This is a genomic window from Actinomadura sp. 6N118 (assembly GCF_044326415.1).
In the GTDB taxonomy this organism is placed as follows: Bacteria; Actinomycetota; Actinomycetes; order Streptosporangiales; family Streptosporangiaceae; genus Spirillospora.
On the sequence record NZ_JBIRAZ010000032.1, the window covers coordinates 78,028 to 94,587 of the forward strand.

Annotated in this window: 15 protein-coding genes and 1 pseudogene; 5 read left to right on the plus strand and 11 right to left on the minus strand. The window is 67.1% G+C overall.

Features of this window, described 5'->3' with window-relative positions:
- Positions 1–134: 134 nt before the first annotated feature.
- The 4 genes and pseudogenes from ACH34W_RS49520 to ACH34W_RS49535 form a co-directional block, all read right to left on the minus strand.
- The gene (locus ACH34W_RS49520) at positions 135–1,049 is read right to left on the minus strand and encodes a recombinase family protein (RefSeq protein ID WP_395968243.1); all 915 of its coding nucleotides are present in this window, start codon (positions 1,047–1,049) and stop codon (positions 135–137) included.
- A gap of 207 nt (positions 1,050–1,256) precedes the next feature.
- Positions 1,257–2,807: a transposase gene (locus tag ACH34W_RS49525; protein ID WP_395968244.1), complete on the minus strand. Its 1,551-nt coding sequence runs from the start codon at positions 2,805–2,807 to the stop codon at positions 1,257–1,259.
- A 409-nt stretch (positions 2,808–3,216) separates the two neighbouring features.
- Positions 3,217–3,621 (minus strand): annotated as a pseudogene (locus ACH34W_RS49530) (DUF4158 domain-containing protein); the annotation flags it as partial.
- A gap of 524 nt (positions 3,622–4,145) precedes the next feature.
- Complete coding sequence (locus ACH34W_RS49535; protein ID WP_395968245.1) at positions 4,146–4,598, minus strand: hypothetical protein; 453 nt, start codon at positions 4,596–4,598, stop codon at positions 4,146–4,148.
- A gap of 355 nt (positions 4,599–4,953) precedes the next feature.
- Here ACH34W_RS49535 and ACH34W_RS49540 point away from each other — a divergent pair, with 355 nt between their 5' ends.
- Positions 4,954–5,982 carry a WD40 repeat domain-containing protein gene (locus ACH34W_RS49540; RefSeq protein ID WP_395968246.1) on the plus strand — a complete coding sequence of 343 codons (1,029 nt, stop codon included), beginning with the start codon at positions 4,954–4,956 and terminating at the stop codon, positions 5,980–5,982.
- A 106-nt stretch (positions 5,983–6,088) separates the two neighbouring features.
- On the opposite strand, the gene ACH34W_RS49545 is transcribed toward ACH34W_RS49540, so the two are convergent.
- A complete protein-coding gene (locus tag ACH34W_RS49545) occupies positions 6,089–6,688 on the minus strand; it encodes a recombinase family protein (RefSeq protein ID WP_395968247.1) in 600 nt (199 codons plus the stop codon).
- 228 nt (positions 6,689–6,916) lie between these two features.
- On the opposite strand from ACH34W_RS49545, the gene ACH34W_RS49550 reads away from it, so the two are divergent.
- Entirely contained in the window at positions 6,917–7,432 is a 516-nt protein-coding gene (locus ACH34W_RS49550; protein WP_395968248.1) for a hypothetical protein, read from the plus strand.
- A gap of 51 nt (positions 7,433–7,483) precedes the next feature.
- Here the strand turns inward: ACH34W_RS49550 and ACH34W_RS49555 are convergent, their stop codons facing one another.
- Positions 7,484–7,642: a Tn3 family transposase gene (locus ACH34W_RS49555; protein ID WP_395968261.1), complete on the minus strand. Its 159-nt coding sequence runs from the start codon at positions 7,640–7,642 to the stop codon at positions 7,484–7,486.
- A 939-nt stretch (positions 7,643–8,581) separates the two neighbouring features.
- Between ACH34W_RS49555 and ACH34W_RS49560 the strand changes: the two genes are divergently transcribed.
- Entirely contained in the window at positions 8,582–9,310 is a 729-nt protein-coding gene (locus ACH34W_RS49560; RefSeq protein ID WP_395968249.1) for a DUF4190 domain-containing protein, read from the plus strand.
- Positions 9,311–9,424: 114 nt separating this feature from the next.
- Here ACH34W_RS49560 and ACH34W_RS49565 read toward each other — a convergent pair whose 3' ends face one another.
- Entirely contained in the window at positions 9,425–10,420 is a 996-nt protein-coding gene (locus ACH34W_RS49565; protein WP_395968250.1) for a hypothetical protein, read from the minus strand.
- Positions 10,417–10,578: a hypothetical protein gene (locus ACH34W_RS49570; RefSeq protein WP_395968251.1), complete on the minus strand. Its 162-nt coding sequence runs from the start codon at positions 10,576–10,578 to the stop codon at positions 10,417–10,419. Before ACH34W_RS49570 ends, ACH34W_RS49565 begins: the two co-directional genes overlap by 4 nt.
- A gap of 1,029 nt (positions 10,579–11,607) precedes the next feature.
- Between ACH34W_RS49570 and ACH34W_RS49575 the strand changes: the two genes are divergently transcribed.
- Both ACH34W_RS49575 and ACH34W_RS49580 read left to right on the plus strand, forming a co-directional pair.
- Positions 11,608–11,769 (plus strand): hypothetical protein, encoded by a 162-nt coding sequence (locus ACH34W_RS49575; protein WP_395968252.1) that lies wholly within the window; start codon positions 11,608–11,610, stop codon positions 11,767–11,769.
- A 484-nt stretch (positions 11,770–12,253) separates the two neighbouring features.
- Positions 12,254–12,736, plus strand: a complete 483-nt coding sequence (locus tag ACH34W_RS49580; RefSeq protein ID WP_395968253.1) for a hypothetical protein — start codon at positions 12,254–12,256, stop codon at positions 12,734–12,736.
- Between the two features lie 586 nt (positions 12,737–13,322).
- On the opposite strand, the gene ACH34W_RS49585 is transcribed toward ACH34W_RS49580, so the two are convergent.
- The 3 genes from ACH34W_RS49585 to ACH34W_RS49595 are packed head-to-tail and all read right to left on the minus strand — an operon-like array spanning position 13,323 to position 16,116.
- On the minus strand, positions 13,323–13,715 hold the full coding sequence (locus ACH34W_RS49585) for a DUF6527 family protein (RefSeq protein WP_395968254.1): 393 nt from the start codon (positions 13,713–13,715) through the stop codon (positions 13,323–13,325).
- Positions 13,712–14,914 carry a ThiF family adenylyltransferase gene (locus ACH34W_RS49590; protein ID WP_395968262.1) on the minus strand — a complete coding sequence of 401 codons (1,203 nt, stop codon included), beginning with the start codon at positions 14,912–14,914 and terminating at the stop codon, positions 13,712–13,714. Before ACH34W_RS49590 ends, ACH34W_RS49585 begins: the two co-directional genes overlap by 4 nt.
- Positions 14,911–16,116, minus strand: a complete 1,206-nt coding sequence (locus tag ACH34W_RS49595; protein WP_395968255.1) for a hypothetical protein — start codon at positions 16,114–16,116, stop codon at positions 14,911–14,913. Before ACH34W_RS49595 ends, ACH34W_RS49590 begins: the two co-directional genes overlap by 4 nt.
- Positions 16,117–16,560: the final 444 nt, after the last annotated feature.

Genomic DNA, 16,560 nt, shown 5'->3' on the forward strand with positions numbered 1-16,560 from the left:
CTGCTTCTGCACTGGGACGGCCGCGCATGGGCTGCCGTGAAGACACCGGACGGGCGTGGTGAGCTGAACGACGTGGCGGTGAGCGGCGGCCGGGCTCTGGCCGTCGGCGACACCTTCACGCCGTCGGAGCCCGACTACACGATGTACGCGCTGCGCCGCACCCGGGTCGGCTGGCGGAGAGAAGCGGTCCCGGTGGCGGGGAAGGCGATCTTGACCGGGCTCGCGCCGGTTCCCGGCGACGGCCTGTGGTGCGTGGGCACGACCGGCGATGACGAACATATGCGTCCCCTGATCGCCCGCTGGCGGTAACCCTCCACCCGAGGCCGCCGACGCCGCCCGGTGCACCAGCAGGCCCAGCGGGATGCCGGCGACCGCGGCGGGCTGCGGCCGCGTCCAGCGACGTCGTCCAGGCGGTGAGGATCGCGTTGACGCGGGAGCGTGTGGAGCCGGTCGGGCAGTTGGCGGGCGCGGGCGCTGTCCAGGATCCGGCGGATGGTCTTGGGGGCGACGTGGTGCTGTCGGGCGAGGGCCTTGATCGCGGTTCCGCTGCGGTAGGCCGCCACGACGTCGGCGGCCTGGCCGGTGTCCAGGGCGGTGGGGCGGCCGAGGGTCTTGCCGGCGGTCTGGGCGGCGGCGACGCCTTCGCGGGTGTTCTCGCTGATCATGTCGCGCTGGAACTCCAGCACGGCCGCCAGGACCGAGACCATCATCTTGGTGCCGGGGTCGTCTGAGGCCAGGTCGATCCCCGACAGCAGCCCCGATTCCACTCGCAGGTGCAGCCCCCGCCGGGCCAGGACCGGGCGCAGGGCGAGGATGTCGGCGACCGAGCGGAACAGGCGGGCGGCGTCGGCGATGCGGATGGTGTCGCCGACGGCGGCCTCGTGCAGCAGGCGGGTGAATCCCGCGCGGTCCAGGGAGAGCCGGCGGCTGGAGGTGGCGGGGTCCTCATAGACGGGGGCGCCGGCGGCCAGCAGTGCGGCCAGGGCGTGCCGCTGGCGGGCGTCGGTCTGTTTGTCGGTGGAGTGCCGCAGGTAGATCCGGTCGGCCATGCCCGATGGTGTCTCTTTCCAGCTCGCCGGGTGTGCTCTGGCGGTCAGCATAGGGGCGAAATAGGGAGGCGGAAGTCTGGATCGGATCCGATTGGATCGGCGGCCCGTTCCGCCAGGTCGAGCACGGGATTCTGATTGGATCGACTTAGGGGGCGGAATCGAGTGATTCCGCCCCCTAAGGTCCGCCGCTACCCGGCGGTCTCGGCCCTACTGGGCGGCGCCTGCGTGCGCGGTCTGCGTCCGGCTGCCGAGCGGCAGGCGCTTGGCCACATCCAGCCGTACCTCGCCATAGGGCTGGACGTGCTGCCAGAACAAGGGCGTCAGGCCGCGCCGGTCGGCGGGCTTGAGTAGTTTGGACCGTCCGGGGTCGGCGAGGACGTCTTGCAGCATCAGGGTGTTGATGTAGACGAGAGCGGCCTGCAGGATGCGCAGGCACAGGATGGTCATCTCCAGTTCCTCGCGCCGGTTGGTGGCGATGTCGCCGCCCTTGCCGTAGAGGATGACCGAGTTGGCGCCGTTGGAGGACTCCACCACGTTCAGCCCTTCCTGGATCTCGCGCTGGAGTTCGCGCAGGCGCAGGTAGCGGGCGACGAAGATGGTCTTCTGTGCGCGGCCGACCTCCAGTATGGCCTGGTAGGCCGGGTGGGAGGCGGGCTCGGTGAACCGGCGCAGGATCGCCTCGGTGGAGGTGGTGCGCTGTTTGATCGCGGTCGCGTATTTGATCATCTGGTCGTAGTTCTGCTCGATCAGCTCCCACCGGATCGGCCGGGTCATCGCCGGCGTCAGCCGCGGGTACCGGTCGCTTTCGCCGGTCTCGACGCGGTAAAGCTTGACCTTGTTGATCTGCTTGATGCGCGGCAGCAGGTCAAAGCCCAGGAGCCGGGTGACACCGAAGCCGATCTCGGTCTGGCCGTGGGAGTCGACGTGGTTGCCCTCGACCTTCATGGTGGTGCCGTGCCGGACCGCGCCCTCGATCATCGCGTGGACCTCCGAGGCCGAGGCGCGCAGGGTCTGGGAGTGCACGACCATCGACCCGCGCTCGATGTGCCAGTAGATGAGGATGCCGCGGCCCCCGTACCGGGAGTGCCATTCGGTGAAGATGTTCTGGTCGTAGGCGCGCACGTGCGTGGAGTCGGAGGCGACGGTGGTGGTCGCCTCGCCCCACAGCGCGGTGTCGCGGGCGGTGAAGGTCGCGTTCGCGATGGCGATCGCGATGTCGGTGGCGACCTGCGGGGTCAGGTAGCGACGCCGCACGTAGCGGATGTCGTCCTCGCTGTGGGCGTGCCCGCCGGCGGCGACCGCCCGGATCCCGGTGTTGGTGCCGTACCCGAAGATCGCCAGCATCAGCCGCTCGGCCAACACCTCGGGCCCCAGGCTGGAGGTGCCCGCCACCGAGGTGACGGCGTTCAGGCAGCCGGTGCGCAGCACCGCCTCCTTGAGCATGTCAATCAGCGGCACCGAACCCCAGCGGTGTCCCACCTCGTTCTTGATCTTGCGCAGGTTCCGCGGCTCCTCCGCCGGGCCGATCTTCGTCAGCTTGATCGCACCGGACTTGCGCTCCTTGATCTCCACCCAGTCCAGCGTGGGCAGCGCGGTGTCCAGGGCCTCCAACTCGGCGCGCATCTCGGCCTTCAATCCGGCGATGAACACCGCCGGGTCCAGCGGCTTGCGCAGCTCGGCGTAGTTGGTCGCACGGCGCGCGGCGAAATCGGCGGGCAGGTCCTCCTCCGGGTCGCGGAAGGAATCCGCACCGACCACCCAGATCTCCTTGCAACGCAGCGCCTCGTGCAGCGCCTGAAAGGGTGACGATCTCGTACACCATTCGCACCACCCGCCGGCGACCGCGCTTGTCGCGCTTGAACACCAGGTCCTCCCAGGCCCCGGCGGTGCCGCGATGCTCGGGCACCCGCTCGCCGCGCGGGTAGTAGGTGGTGTTGCCCACCTTGGCATACCGCTTGACCAGCTCCAACGCCTCGATCACCGGCTGGTAGGCGGTGTTGTTGCTCTTGAATTCCAAGGTGTCCAGCAACGCGAGGATGCGCCCGGTGGTCTCCGCACTCAGCCGAGAAGCGATCCGCACCGACCAGGCGACCTCCGCGTTGTGCAAGGCCGAGGCCACGATCCGAGAGATCCGCCCCGAAGTCGGCGGCTCGATCCGCTCCTGGCGCAGATGCTTGAGCAGCTCCTCCCGAACCCGCTCGGGCCGACGCTCGGCATGGGCGACGTTCTCGGCCAGCCACACCACGACCTTGTCCGCGTCCGCGGTCGTACAGACCCGAAAACCCAGATGCGCCCGCATCTGACCACGGTGGTACTCGATCGTGGAACCAGACCACTCATAGAAGCCGAACTCCGAAGCGGGCACCTGGACCTGCCTGGCCACATGCTCCACAGCCTCGTCGGCCAACTCCGAACGCCCTCGCGGAAAACGCCCGTGCCGCGTATAGAACTTCAACAAGATCGCGAAGCCCAGCCGCGTGGCGCCGCGCTTCCCGGCGACCAGCTCACGCTCCCCATCCAGGACCGTCCAGTACTCGACAAGCTCGTCGACGTGCATCGAGGGGTGCGTCATAGCCGCCCAGCATCGACCAGCCACATCACAGCAAGATCAACACCGTTTGGGGCTCATGACGCGTTTCTTACCGGCACCCCTACATCGCTCCGTGCCCACGACGATGTTCGGGCAGCAGCGTCAGATCCACCGGGGACCTCACCGCCCCGTCCGCACAAAGCACCGCGTCCATCAGCTCGAACAACTCGTCGCGTCGAGCAGTCAGACACTCCTAGAACTCGCTCCGGAAGCGTGACGCTTGCGCGAACGCTTCCCTCTGGACAGCATCAGGCAGCAGACTCACCCTCACGGCCTTCGTCTCGGTCAGTGCACCTTGGTCGGAGCACATGATCAGGCGAAGGCCGCCCTCATGTCCGGCAAACCCTCAGATGAGCGACTCTGCTTGAGATGCCGTTCGAGGTGACAGCGGCCAGAGCAGAGTCCCCATGTACGGCCAGTTAGGTGAGCACTCTCTGTGACTGCCCTTGGGCGCCAGGGTCGTTCGCCAAAGGGCCGGGGAGTGGCCGGTCGTGTTCGTTGCCGACTTACCCGATCGCCTTCCACCGGACCCAGGTGTCGATCCCCTCGGCCCGGTAGCGGGCGCCCGGGCCGAACCGCCACTCGGCCACCAGGCTCAGCGCATCAGCCGGCGCCCGGCGGTACGGCGTGAGCAACGATGTCAGCTCGTCATACCGCGCGTCGATCCCTCCGTGCCCTGGATGGCTGTCCACCCCGGCCTCTCCGGCCTCATAACGTCGGTTCCACTCGACATAGATGACCCATTGCTCGCGTTCCATCGCCGCAACGTCGTCGCTCGCGGGCCACACGTAGTACTCAACTTCATCAACCATGTCGAGCTGGTTGAGGCTTTGGAAGTAGTGCACCTTGCCGTCTACCTCGGCAAGACCTGCGCGTACGCCGTCATACCGATCCAGTTCGACGAGGACACGCCGAAAGCCGTCGGCAACGATTCGATCTTCGCTCCAAGTCTCAGCCACATCGGCAGACTAGCGTCCGCCACCTTCACGAACTTTCCCCAGATGCACGCCAGGCTGGATCCACACAGAGTGACGAGTGACGGCCAGATGGCTCCCCACCATCTGGCCGCCGGTGGGGAATTCCAACTGGCCGCTGACATCGAGGCCGGTAGATAAAGAACAAGCTTAGAAGCTGTCTCGGATCCCCAAGGGTTGAAACTAGAAGCCGCCCCAAAGCCGCATCCCACAACCACACGCCGCCGAGGACCCCTGGATGATCCGCCAGCGACGAAATCTTGCATGAGCCGCGAACTGCACCCGTCGGGTCTAGCGGTCCGGCGGAATTCTGAGTGGGTGGGTGCCTACGATCATCGGCATGTCTGAGCTGCGTCCCTTGGATTTTGGTGAGGCTCCTCGCCTCGGTTCGCTCTATGGTTTCTCCGTCGTGCAGCGCGATGGTCAGTCGATTCTGGCCGGTTCGCACGATCAGAGCCTTGAGGCTTGCAGCTGGAATCTGTCGAGTGATGTGTGGACCGTGCACGAGCTGGACGACCCGTGGCTCGACGAGGCGAACTACACCGAGCTCACGGCGTTCGGGGCCGTGGTCGTCGATGGGCGGATCGTGGGCGGCGGGGGCGGCGATCATCAGGGGTTCGCGCTGTGGGACTTGGAGAGCGGCAAGGTCCGGCTGTCGGCGCAGGAGGGCGGAGGGGTCACCACTTCCGCTGTCGTGGTCGGCGGTCGTGCGTTGTTCGTGGTGGGAGGGCGAGCTGCCCCTGGGGTGCAGGTGTGGGACGCGTCGGTGGTCGAGGCTGACGAGGAGGAGTATGAACGGGCTGAGACCGCCGGTCTGGACGAGCCGCCCTCGCCCTATGCCTCCATGGTGGATGTGAACGAACTGGAGGCCAGGTCACATGCGGCCAGCGCGGTTGCGGCCGGGGCGTTGGATGGTCGGCTGGTGCTGGTGGCCAACGGCGCGGACGGCGGGGTGCTGGTGTGGGACGTGGACGGGCAGCGCGCCCTGGTCGAGTTCGATGACCTTGATGAGGGGCTGACCGACTTCGCGTTGGTGACCGGCGATCGCGCGTATGTCGTGGCGGCGGGCGGTCGGCAACTGGTGGTGGGTGATCCTGCCACCGGCGAATGGGGTGAGCCGTTGGCCGTTCCGGGAGATGAGATCTCGTGTCTGGCGGCCGGGCTGGTGAACGGGCGTCTGGTTGCCGTCACCGGGATGGAGGACGGCACGGTCTGCGCTTGGAATCTGGACGAAAGGTGGCTGCTTGCCGAGCCGATCCGTGGCATGGGTGAAGTGCGCGCCATCAGCATCACCGAGCTGGACGGGCGCCAGATCTTCGTCAGCACGGGCCGGGACGGTGTGATGCGAGTCTGGGAGTTCACCACATAGCGCGCCGCCGTGCGGAGATGCATGCGATAGGCACTCCGGGGGGATTCCCAGTTCGCGCAGGAACGCGCGGCGCATCGTCTCGGCCGTCCCGAAGCCTTAAGGGTAGTCACCCGTCAGTAGAGTCCCGGAGCCCCGGGCGGGTGGTGCGTTGCAGTGTCCGGTACACCGTCGCTCGCCCGACGGAGAAGACCTCCATCAACTCGGCGATGGTGTACTCGCCGGTGCCGTGCATGCGCACCAGTTCGGCCTGCTGCCGGGTGCTCAGCTTGGGTCGCCTGCCCTTGAGGCGGCCGCGGGAGCGGGCGATTGCCATGCCCTCGCGGGTGCGCATCTTGAGCAGGTCGGCCTCGAACTCGGCGAACACCGCCAGCATGTTGAAGAACATCTTGGACATGGGGTCGGTCGGGTCGTAGACGCTGCCGCCGAGGTTGAGACGGACGCCGCGGGCGGCCAGGGTGTCGCCGATGGTGCGGGCGTCGGGGACCGAGCGGGCGAGCCGGTCCAGCTTGGGCACCACCAGCGTGTCGCCGGCGTGGACCGCGGCCAGGGCCTGGTCCAAGCCGGGGCGATCGCGGTTGGTGCCGGTGAGCCCCTTGTCGAGGTAGATCCGCTCGTCGCCGACCCCGAGCGAGGTGAGGATCTCGCGCTGGGCGGTGAGGTCCTGCAGAACTGTCGAGCATCTGGCGTAGCCGATGAGTTCACCCACCGCTCAGCGTACCGTTTAGCCCCCCATCACCGGACAGTTTCGCGGACCACCTATCTGAGACGGCATCGGCCCAGGTCACGATCCAGCGCTCCGCGATCGTCGGATGTCCCGGTGAGCGAACCCCTAACGGACACCGGCCAGACCTCTGTCACGGGGCCGCGGGACTATCCGGCTGCCGGTACGGGGGACTGGGCAGCCTGGGAAGATTCGGACTGGGATAGTTCTCGGGTGAATGATCGTTTTCGTTCCCGGATTCGTCGACGGCTGCGGTCACTGGCCTGGCTGGAGTTGTTGAACGTTCCCTTGCAGGCCGTGGTCTGGTTCGGCGTCGTCGGTTTGCCGATGACGGCGGCGAACATGGTGGGCTTCACGCTGTTCGCGGTTCTGCTTGTGGTGGGAGCCGGATACTGGCTGGCCAAGCTCCGGCAGATCTCGGCTCCCGGGGCGCCCCTGCCCGGTGCCGAGATCTTCGCGGTGGCCCGTGGAGCCAGCCTCCTCCTTCTTGCCGCTGGGCTGCTGTTCATCGCCGGGAAGGTGGTTGCCGCTCCGGGAGCGGGGAGTTGGGCGGGCCTGGTCTTCGGGCTCGTCGCGGTACTGGAGTACGTGAACTACTTCCACGTACAGCTCATGTACGACACCGTCGAGGATCTCCGCTATCTGCGCTCACATGGTCTGCGTCGTGCGCACCTGGCCCGCGATCTCGCTGTCCGCCGCAGGTCGCGTCATGCGCGAACCGGCCACTGAGGGGGATCGGAGCTCGACCGCAACCTCGATCGGCCCGGCAGGCTGCTCAGGTCAGGGGCCCGTGAGCCAAACCTGGACTCTGCGTCCGATCTGCTGCAGGTCGCGGGTGCGCAGCCAGCGGGCCATGAAGATGGTTCGCTGGGCGCAGCCGACCTCCAGCATCGCCGAGTAGGCGGGGTGGGTGGTCTCGCCCTGGAACCGTCGCAGCAGCGCTTCGGTGGAGGCGGTGCGCCAGGTTGGGCAAACCCAAGCGCTTGGCGGCCGCCGGGCCCAGCCCGATGCGGCGGTTGAAGTCGTCGATGGCGGTCAGGTGCGCGTTGACGGTGGCGGGCTTGCGTTTGAGTACCGTCAGCAGATGGGCGCGGTAGTCACGGGCGGCCCAGTCGCGCGCGGCCGGATCGGTGAGCGGGTCGCCGTCCAGCGCCGCGATGTCCAGCCAGGCCAGATACTGGCGCACACGCGACAGGTAGTTGGTGACGGTGTCGGCGTCCAGGGGGAAACCGGGCTTTGTCATCGCGGCGGTGTAGCCGGCGAACGCCGTGGCGTAGCGCTCGGGTACGCGGGTGGCGGTGGCTCCGCGTCGGCGCCGCTTGGATGAAGCGGCTGCCACCTATGTCCCGTCTCAACTGACCTGTCGCAGCGACCGCAGCGTGACCTGGACTGCGACAGATCAACTGAGACCGTCCGGCGGGCGGCCGTCTCAGTTGATCTGGCACAAGACGCCGGATGGTGCACTGCGTTTCTCCAGGTCGTGGCCGGTGGATGCGGTTCTGCATCCTTCTGTCGGTCGGGCTTCGTCACGGGGTGTCACTCTGCTGGTCGGATCTGGTCCACGGGGTTCGGGTCGACGTGTACCGCGAGCTCGATGGCGGCCATCTGCACCAGATGATCGGTGACACCCTCAGCGACTTCGAGATCGAGACGACGACGAAATCCCCGTACCGTACTCCGCCGGCGCACAACCCCGGACCGTCGGCGCCGCTCTCGATGCGCCCGGCGACCGGCTGCACCGCACCAACACCCGTCTGGGCCCTCGGCGAGGCAGGGCCCATCCACCTTCAGAGGGCGGAACCGCCAGCGGCGGGGGTGCGTGATCACGATTGCACAACGCGATGGTCTTGCGGACACGTGCTCGGTACTGTCCCGTTCATGACGACGCCTCCGCCTGGGCCCACGGGTGTTGCACCGAAGACCTCCCGGCTGGCGATCGCCTCACTGGTCACCGGGATCGTCGGCTGCCTGTCGATCGTCGGGGTGGTCCTCGGCGTCGTGGCGCTGGTCCGGATCCGGCGTACCGGAGAACGCGGGCAAGGCCTGGCCATCGGCGGCATCGTCGCAGGCGCGGTCTGGTCGGCGATCGCGGTGGCGGTCGCTTCGGGAACGCTGTCGGTCTGGACCACCCCGGCCGAACGAGGCGCCGACGGAGTCCCTCGCCCCGTGCCGACGAACGAGGGAGTCGGCGGCTGCTTCGATTTCCGCGGGGAGGCCGGCGACTTCCGCGGAGGAACCGTGGACCTCTCATGCGAAATGCCGCACGACGCGCAAGCCGTCCGCCTCTACAAGGCGCCCGCCGGACCCTATCCGGACCGCCAGGCCCACAAGAAGATCGTCGAGACCGAGTGTGTCAAGGCCTACCGGAACTTCCGCGAACCACCATCGCCGGACCTGATCCTGGGTGCCAGAGCGATCAACGAGCTGGACTGGGCCGCCGGCACCCGGAACGTGCTCTGCTACGTCCGCGCCGCGCAGGTCGGTGGCGCGCAGGATCGGCCGATCGTCACTTCACCCAGCTCAACGCCACCGCACCCTTGCCACCAGCCCACCCCGAGCGAACGCGGACCAGCACCGACGCCGAGGCTCCTCACTGACACCCGATGACGAATGCACTGCCACCCAGTGACGAACTGTTCTGTCTCGGTTGATCTGACACAAGTGCGTTCCTCTGGCCTGGGATGCGTCAGTTCTGTTGAGACGGCGGAGGTGTCCGCTGTCTCAATAATCATGGCGCAACTCGTCGGATTCGATGGTTTCGCCGCGTGGCTCGGGGAGGTTGTGGATGCGTCGAAGTTCGGCGTGCCGGGCTTCTCGTTCTCTGTCCCTCTGCTCGTCCCGGAACATGCGGGCCAGCGGTTCCACGCGGCGCCAGCTGGGGACGGGGTCCCAGACGTAGTTGGGGTCGACGGTGCGGCGCATCTCGTTGACGAAGATGGCGTTGCCGACAGGGTCGAGGGCGAGCGCTCTCCATCGGGGTGAGGCGATGAGCCTGGTCAGCGCGACGGTCGGCACGTACTTCGATGCGAGGTAGGTCGGGTCTTCGATGCGGACATGCCACTCTGGGCCGTGGAAGCGTTCCATGATCTGGTCGAAGTAGCCGCGGTAGCTGTTGCGTTCGACCCATTCGCTGACGATGTGGCTGGCCGTGATGAAGGCGCGATGGACGGCGGTGCGTCCGTGTCGGCGGATCAGCCGCCGATGCGTTCTGTTGACCCGGATGATGTCGGTGTGTTCGGTGAGGTCGAGTTGCTGAGTGCCTGGGGTCCAGCGGCGGTGCCAGTGGCAGATGACATCTTCTGAACGTTGCCAGCAGGTGACCGGCTCATAGACGCTGCGGGCGTGGGTGCATCGGGTGCACTTGGCCCACGTGCTGCTGGTGCGTGGTCTGGGGCGTCCGGCGACCTTCATCGTCGTGAGTTCTTCAGCGGTGCAGAGTTCAAGCATGGCGTAACGGAGGGAGTGAGCCGGCTGGCCGCTGAGAGTGATCACCAGCTCGGGAGGGATCGGGACCTTGTGATTCTTGGTCCCCCTGAGGTAATCGGTCAGGTAGTAGCCGTGCATGCTGTTGGCCTCGGCGAGCCGCCTCAGGTAAGAGGTGACGGTTTCGTCATGGATGGGCCGGACGGTCCGCGGCAACGGCTTGAGCAGGTGGGCCGACGCCCAGTCGCTGAGCACGCGGCTGCGTGGGCCTGCCAGGCTTGGTGAGGCAGTCATGCTGCGGTGTCGCCGTCGGACTCGGCGATGTAGTCGACCGGGATGGTGTCCATCAGTTTGCGGTTGATGGCTTCTTGGCCTTCCAGGATCGCCATCTGGGCCGAGGCTCGGACGAGGTGGGACAGGCTGCCGATCATGCCGCCGGTCCGCTGGTGCATGTATCTGGCGTTGCGGGCCAGGGTGCCGGGCTTGTGACAGTAGACCGCCGCTCCTGCAACCGCCCATCAACCTCGTCCAGGAAGTGCAGGCCGAACCCCGTCGTCAGCGACCCGGCCGCCGCGCGCACGCCACCCATCGCACCTCACACGAAGATCGCCAGCCGCCGAGCAATATAGCGATCTTGTGCCAGGTCTACTGAGAAAACGATCGAATGCGCCACATCGATTGAGACTGCGTCAGCTCAACTGAGACGGGACAGGACAACAGTCAAGCTCAAGCAAGTCCCGCGGGCGTAGCAATCTCACATAACTCGCATTATGTGAGAGAAAATAGCCGGACACACTCTCGTATCCGATCCGTTCTTATCGGATCGGATACGGATCGGCACTGGGACTGTTAGGCTTGCGAGTCATGGAATCGCGTGAGCAGCTCTCTGGTCGTTCCGCCGAAGTCACCGGCGCGCCCAGCTGTTGAACGCCAAGTAGATGTCAGTAATTGTGCCAAGTGTCGTCACTGATGCGCCATGTATGTCAGTGAACGCCGGTGCATCTCCATGGCGACTGGCGTCTGACCTGCAAAAATGTCGACGGACTTCCCTTGCTCTGCCGACCATGGCCTTGGGTGTCCTGGGCGGGGCTAGGAGTTCGCCGGGGCGCTATTCCGCCAAGTTCGCCAGTCTCTCGGAGGTCGAGTTGTAGATTTGATGCAGTCGAGCCTTATTTCTCTTACGCTAAGAATCTAAATCCGATGCCCGCTTTTTCGTAATTACTGTTTCTGGGTGGTGTGACGATGGAGTGCGCGATAGACGCCTGGAGAATAGGCGCCCCTGACATTTCTGGCGCCCGGGTTTTCTTTAAGGCCATTTCGCAGTAAAAAAGCAGCGCCTGTCGCATCGAAGCGGTCTGTTGCAGACGATCACCCGTCGACGAGGTCGCGGTCTTGCAGATTGCTGCAGGCGGCATCTGAAGCGCCTGGGCGTAACGCTCGATCTGTTTGTTCGTGACTCACCGGTTTCACACGACTGGGTCATGACGCCGCGGCAGCGGGCCGTCCTGGAGCGGTGGCGCCAAAGCCCGTCCGTCCCCTCGGGCAAGAGCATGGGAAAGGTTCTGGACCAGGCGGCGGAGATCCTTCGGTCGGGGCGGACGCTGACGATCCTGCCGGAGGTCCCGTACCCGGGGGCCTGTTAGGCCTGGCCAGGTACGGGATGCAACCGCGACCCTGTGGCGCCGGCACGGGCAGTCCCGTCAGCTCGCGACGCTGCTGGCCACCGTGATCTGTCTGGAGGCCAAGGCGGTCGATGACTGTCTGGACCTGCTGGGCGTCCTCATGACGAACGAGTTGATCGGCGAGACCGAGGCCGCCACCGGAGGCCCTCTGGTTCCACCAGCGTCAACCGGCCCCACCTTCCGACGGGCGCCGGCTCCACTCCGGTGAGACGGATTCATGTTCGTCTGAGACCTGGCCCCACCCGCTTGAGGTCGGCGAGCTCTGGCCGAGGCAGTGCGGCGGGCACTGACCGTGCTCGCCATCGGGATCTCGCAGGCGCGGATAGGCGCGGAATCCCCTGCTTGCTTTGTCTGGTTCGGCCCCCGAACGATCGCTAGATTTGATCGTGGATCACGATCTGCCCCGCGGTCTTCGGGTGGTGTGCGTATGGCCCCAGAGGTGAGCATGGCTGCAGACCCTTACGAACGCGAGTACCGGGCAGACCTCGGGGCGTTCGTCGGCACGGCCTTCGTGATGGGTTTCTTCTTCCTGGTCGTGGCCGTCATGACGGTGCAGGGCGAGAACGATCCTGCGGTCAAGGTCCTCATTCCCGGACTGCTGATCGGGTTTCTCGTCCTCAATCTAGGGACCGAGATGTGGACGCGAACCTACGTATCGCGACACCGCATCGTGAAGCGGGGATTGTGCCGGACCATCGCGACACCATGGCGAGGTGTTCAGGGCATCGAGATCGAGAGCGGGTACAGGACCCGGTACGTTGTGATCTACGACGATCTGGGCCGAGAGATCGCCCTACCGCACCTGCGCTCCAACGAGGTCGACGTCGAGAAGGAGGCCCGCGCCCTCCGTGAGATCTGGGAGAAGCGACGGGGCCCGCGCTGGAAGCCGATCCCTGACATAGCCGCCAAGATCTCTTTCCGTGAGTAGCCGGGGTATCGGTAAGACTCACCATCCCTGGCCTCGCGTCGGCACTGACCTGCCGTCGTCGAGTCAGGTTAATGTGGGCGCCCGCAGCGAAGCGAGGACGTACGACGTTGGCGGGCGGCCGCCATCCTCGGCAACGACGTGGGGCCAGGTCTCACTGGTGACCATGAGGACTGAGGATCGACAAGTGGGGTCAAGAGTCGCTGGAATCCGCCCCTGGAGGTGGGGCCGCTTCTCGCCCGTAGAACCAGCCCTCGACGCCACGACGCTGGGCCGCCACCGGACTTCCATGTCTTCGCCGCCCTGAGGGCGCTCACCAACGAAGGCCTTGCCGCCGCCAAGGCCCACCCGTCGTCCGCCTGGGCCGACCGCCCGCGATGGCCCTTGAGCAAGTCCGGCACGCCCGCGCGCTGCTCGCCTAGCCCGGTGCCGCCGTTTTTTCCATCGCTCGGCTCCTGGGCGTCGGCCGCTCCACCATCTGCAAGTACGTCCCCGAACTGAAGCCCGCAACGACCGCCAGATTGAGGCCGACGTGTCTGCACCACGCCCCCGATCTCACACCCCGGCTGACGTCTCCACCGCGCGGGGGTCAGGGCCTGAGACGGCGAACCAGCCTGGCGATCGGGCCGGGGCCGTTCTTGCCGAGGTGCTCCTGCAGGTCTCTGCGGTCGCGTGCCCGGTTGTCGGCGATCTCGCCGGCGGTGTAGCGGCGGCTCCACCGCACCGTGCCTTCCTTGATCCAGTAGTGGGAGCGGCAGGGCAGTCCCCAGTTGCCAATCGAGGGAGACAGAGAGACGCTCTGGCCGTCGTAGGTGAGCGCCCACTGTGCTGGGGACAACGGAGTGACGATCTCCTGCCCGCAACCACAGGCACACAGGTGTCCGCAGGTCCGGTAGGGGATCGAAATGTAGAGCACCCCGCGCACCATCTCCGGTGGGAAGCTCTCAACGATCTCTGGGCGCAGGAACGCAACGGCGGTCACGGAAGGTCCTCGTTGGCGATCTCGTTAGTGATCACGGAGTACGTCGTGAATACCTCGTCGGTCGCGTCGGCGTAGACGCCCAGGTGGCGTTTCCAGCGATCGATCGCGAGAAGCGCGTTGAGCGCATTCAGGTCGGCGGTCTGGATGTTGCGACTGTAGTCGTCGCGTTCGGGAGCCGGGGCCGGGATCCTGCGGCGGGCTTGGGCGCGACGTCCCGGCAGGCTGGTGGAGACCCGCAGCAGGCCTGTGAGTTTGCCGTCGATCTCCTCGACGCCCATGCCGACGTCGATGAACGGCACGTCGTGGGCTTCCAGCCAGTCCATGATCGGCGGTTTGCTCAGCGCGTCGTCGGAGGCCAGGAACACGAAGGTCGCCCCGGCCAGGACATCAAGGTTGTCCTCATCGACGTAGTGCTCGTAGGCGGTGACCCCGCGGTGCATCCGGGAGTAGACCGACGCGAAGTAGGCGGCCTTGTTCGGGCGTTCGCGGAGCGTCTCCAGCGGTGCAGCGCCCGGCGCCCGGAAGGCGTTGTGGTTGTCGAAGCGATCTCCGTCGATGAGCAGGATCGACTCGACCTCGGTCTTGGCGACCTGGTCCAGGATGTAGCCGCCGGTGCCGCCGAGCCCGATGATCGCGATGTGGTGGCCGCGGAAGCGGCGGTGGACCGCCGCGAGCCCAGCTCGCGAGGTGGCGGTGTCGCGGTAGACGAACGGTGAGTCGTCCTCGACTTCCTGCCAGGCCGCGCCTGGCGTGGCTGTGACCGTTCGGTCGAGTGTCTGCGCCTGGTCGGCGATCATCCGGGTATAGGCGGTTACCTTCGTGTAGTGGTCGGGGTAGCCGGACGGCCCTGGCTTGGAGGACAGCATGAAATCCACCTGCACGCCGTCGGCGATCGTCCGGACCTCGGGATTGGCCATCGGCAGCCTGCGGCCGTGCTCGTCGCACGGCACCGATCCTCCGAACCAGATGCGGTGGTCGCTGTCGGAGACGACCCGGTCGCCGCTGACGGTGACCGGGTAGGCCAGAAATCCGTACTGCACGGTCCGAGCCTCGGTCACGTAGGGGATGTGCCGGACGACCAGGTGCCCCGCCTGCTCGACGACGTCGTAGCCCTCGTCGAGCAGGCGGGACAGGGGCTTGTCTGCGACGAGGGGCGTGGCAGGCCGACGTAGATTCGCGGTCGTCCCTGGCCGGCCTATGTGCCGCCATAGCGGCCGTCGTCGGCGGGGGCGGTGAGGGCGGCTTCGGCGTGCAGGGCGCGTTGGAGGTGGGTGGTGGCCTCGGCGCGGGCGGCGTCGCGGTCGGCGGTGAGCGCGTCGATGGTGGCGGTCAGCCTGGCGGTGGTGGTGAGGTGGGTTTCGCGGGCGGTGTCGCGTTCGCGGTGGGCGGCGGCGACCGCCTCGGCGGCGGTGGTGCGTTCGTGCCGGGCCTGTTGTTCGGCGCTGTCGGCCCGGGCGGTGGAGGTCTGGGCGGTCTGCTCGGCCCGGGTCAGGGACTGGCGGAGTGCGTTGATCTCGGCCTGCAGGGCGGTCAGCCGGTCGGTGGCGTCGGCGAGCCGACCGCTGGTGGCGGCGAGCTCGCCGGTGCGCTGGTCCAGGTCGGTGCGGGTGCGGGCGTGTGCGTCCTGGGCCTGGGTCAGGGACTGGCGGAGCCGGCGCAGGTCCTGTTCGGCCTCGGCCAGCCGCAGTTCGGTCTGGTCGAGGCGTTGCTGGGTGGTGCGTGCGGCGCCCTCGGCGGCTTGGCGGGCCTCGGCCTCGGTGCGGGCGGTCTGGCGGGCGGCCTCGGCGGCGGCCCGGGCGGTGCGGGCGATCTCTTCGGCGGCCAGCGCTCGTTCTTCGGCGTGGTCGCGGGCGGTCTCGGCGGTGTCGGCCTGCACGCGCGCGGCGTCGGCGTCGAGTTCGGCGCTGTGCCGGGCCGACTCGGCCTCGCGGGCCCGGTCGTCGGCCTGGGCGGCCTGCTGCTCCAGTGCGGTGTTGCGGGCCACGACGGTGTCGATGATCTCTTGCAGCCGGTCGGCGGTCTCCCGTTCGCGGTCGGCGCGGTCGCGGGCGGCGGTGGCCATCCCGGTCAGGACGGTGCGCAGCGCGGCCAATGGCTCGGCGACGGCGGCGGCGGCCGGGCTGCGGTTGGCGGCGTGCGCCTCGGCCTGGCAGTCGCTGATCACGTTCTGGTCGGCGTCCAGCTGCGGCGGGCAGTACTCCGGGCGGCGCCCGCGGGCCTTGGGCGGTCGCGGCAGTGCCGTGTCGCAGTACTTGCACCGGCCCCACGGCGCCGCCGGGTCCGCCCCGGGGCGCCGTCCGCCGCTGCCGCGCGCGGCGGCAGTCTCGCTGTCGGCCGGCTGCCCGGTAAGCGTCACCGGCTCCGCGCCGGGCAGGCCAAGGGCGCCAAGATCGCTGCTCATGGCCTCCATGCTGGCATTTCGTTTCTTCTCAAGCAATGAAATCAGCAAACTCATTCCTTGAGCAAGAAATCACGGCAGCGCATAATCGTGCTTATGCGCACACGGTGACCCTGGGCCGCCCAACCGTGTGCGGTTCTGTCTGCAGCTCGTCACTTTTCTGACCTGGGGTGTCGGTAAGACTCGTGCAACCAGGTACAGGGGATTGAGTTCACCCAGGTCAGCGGCGCTCTATTGATCGGTGGGGAGGCGCGCGACGGCGTCCTCGAGGTCGGCGTGGGTGGGCAAGGTGTAGCGCCGGGTGGTGTCGGGGGTCGACCAGCATCGGAACTGTGATTCTTGATCCAGGTGATCTGTGATTCTTGATCCAGGTGATCCGGCTGGGTTGGGTTGCTGCCAGGCTGTCGCCGGTACTCGGGCATGACCCGCATCGGAACTGGCGCCTAC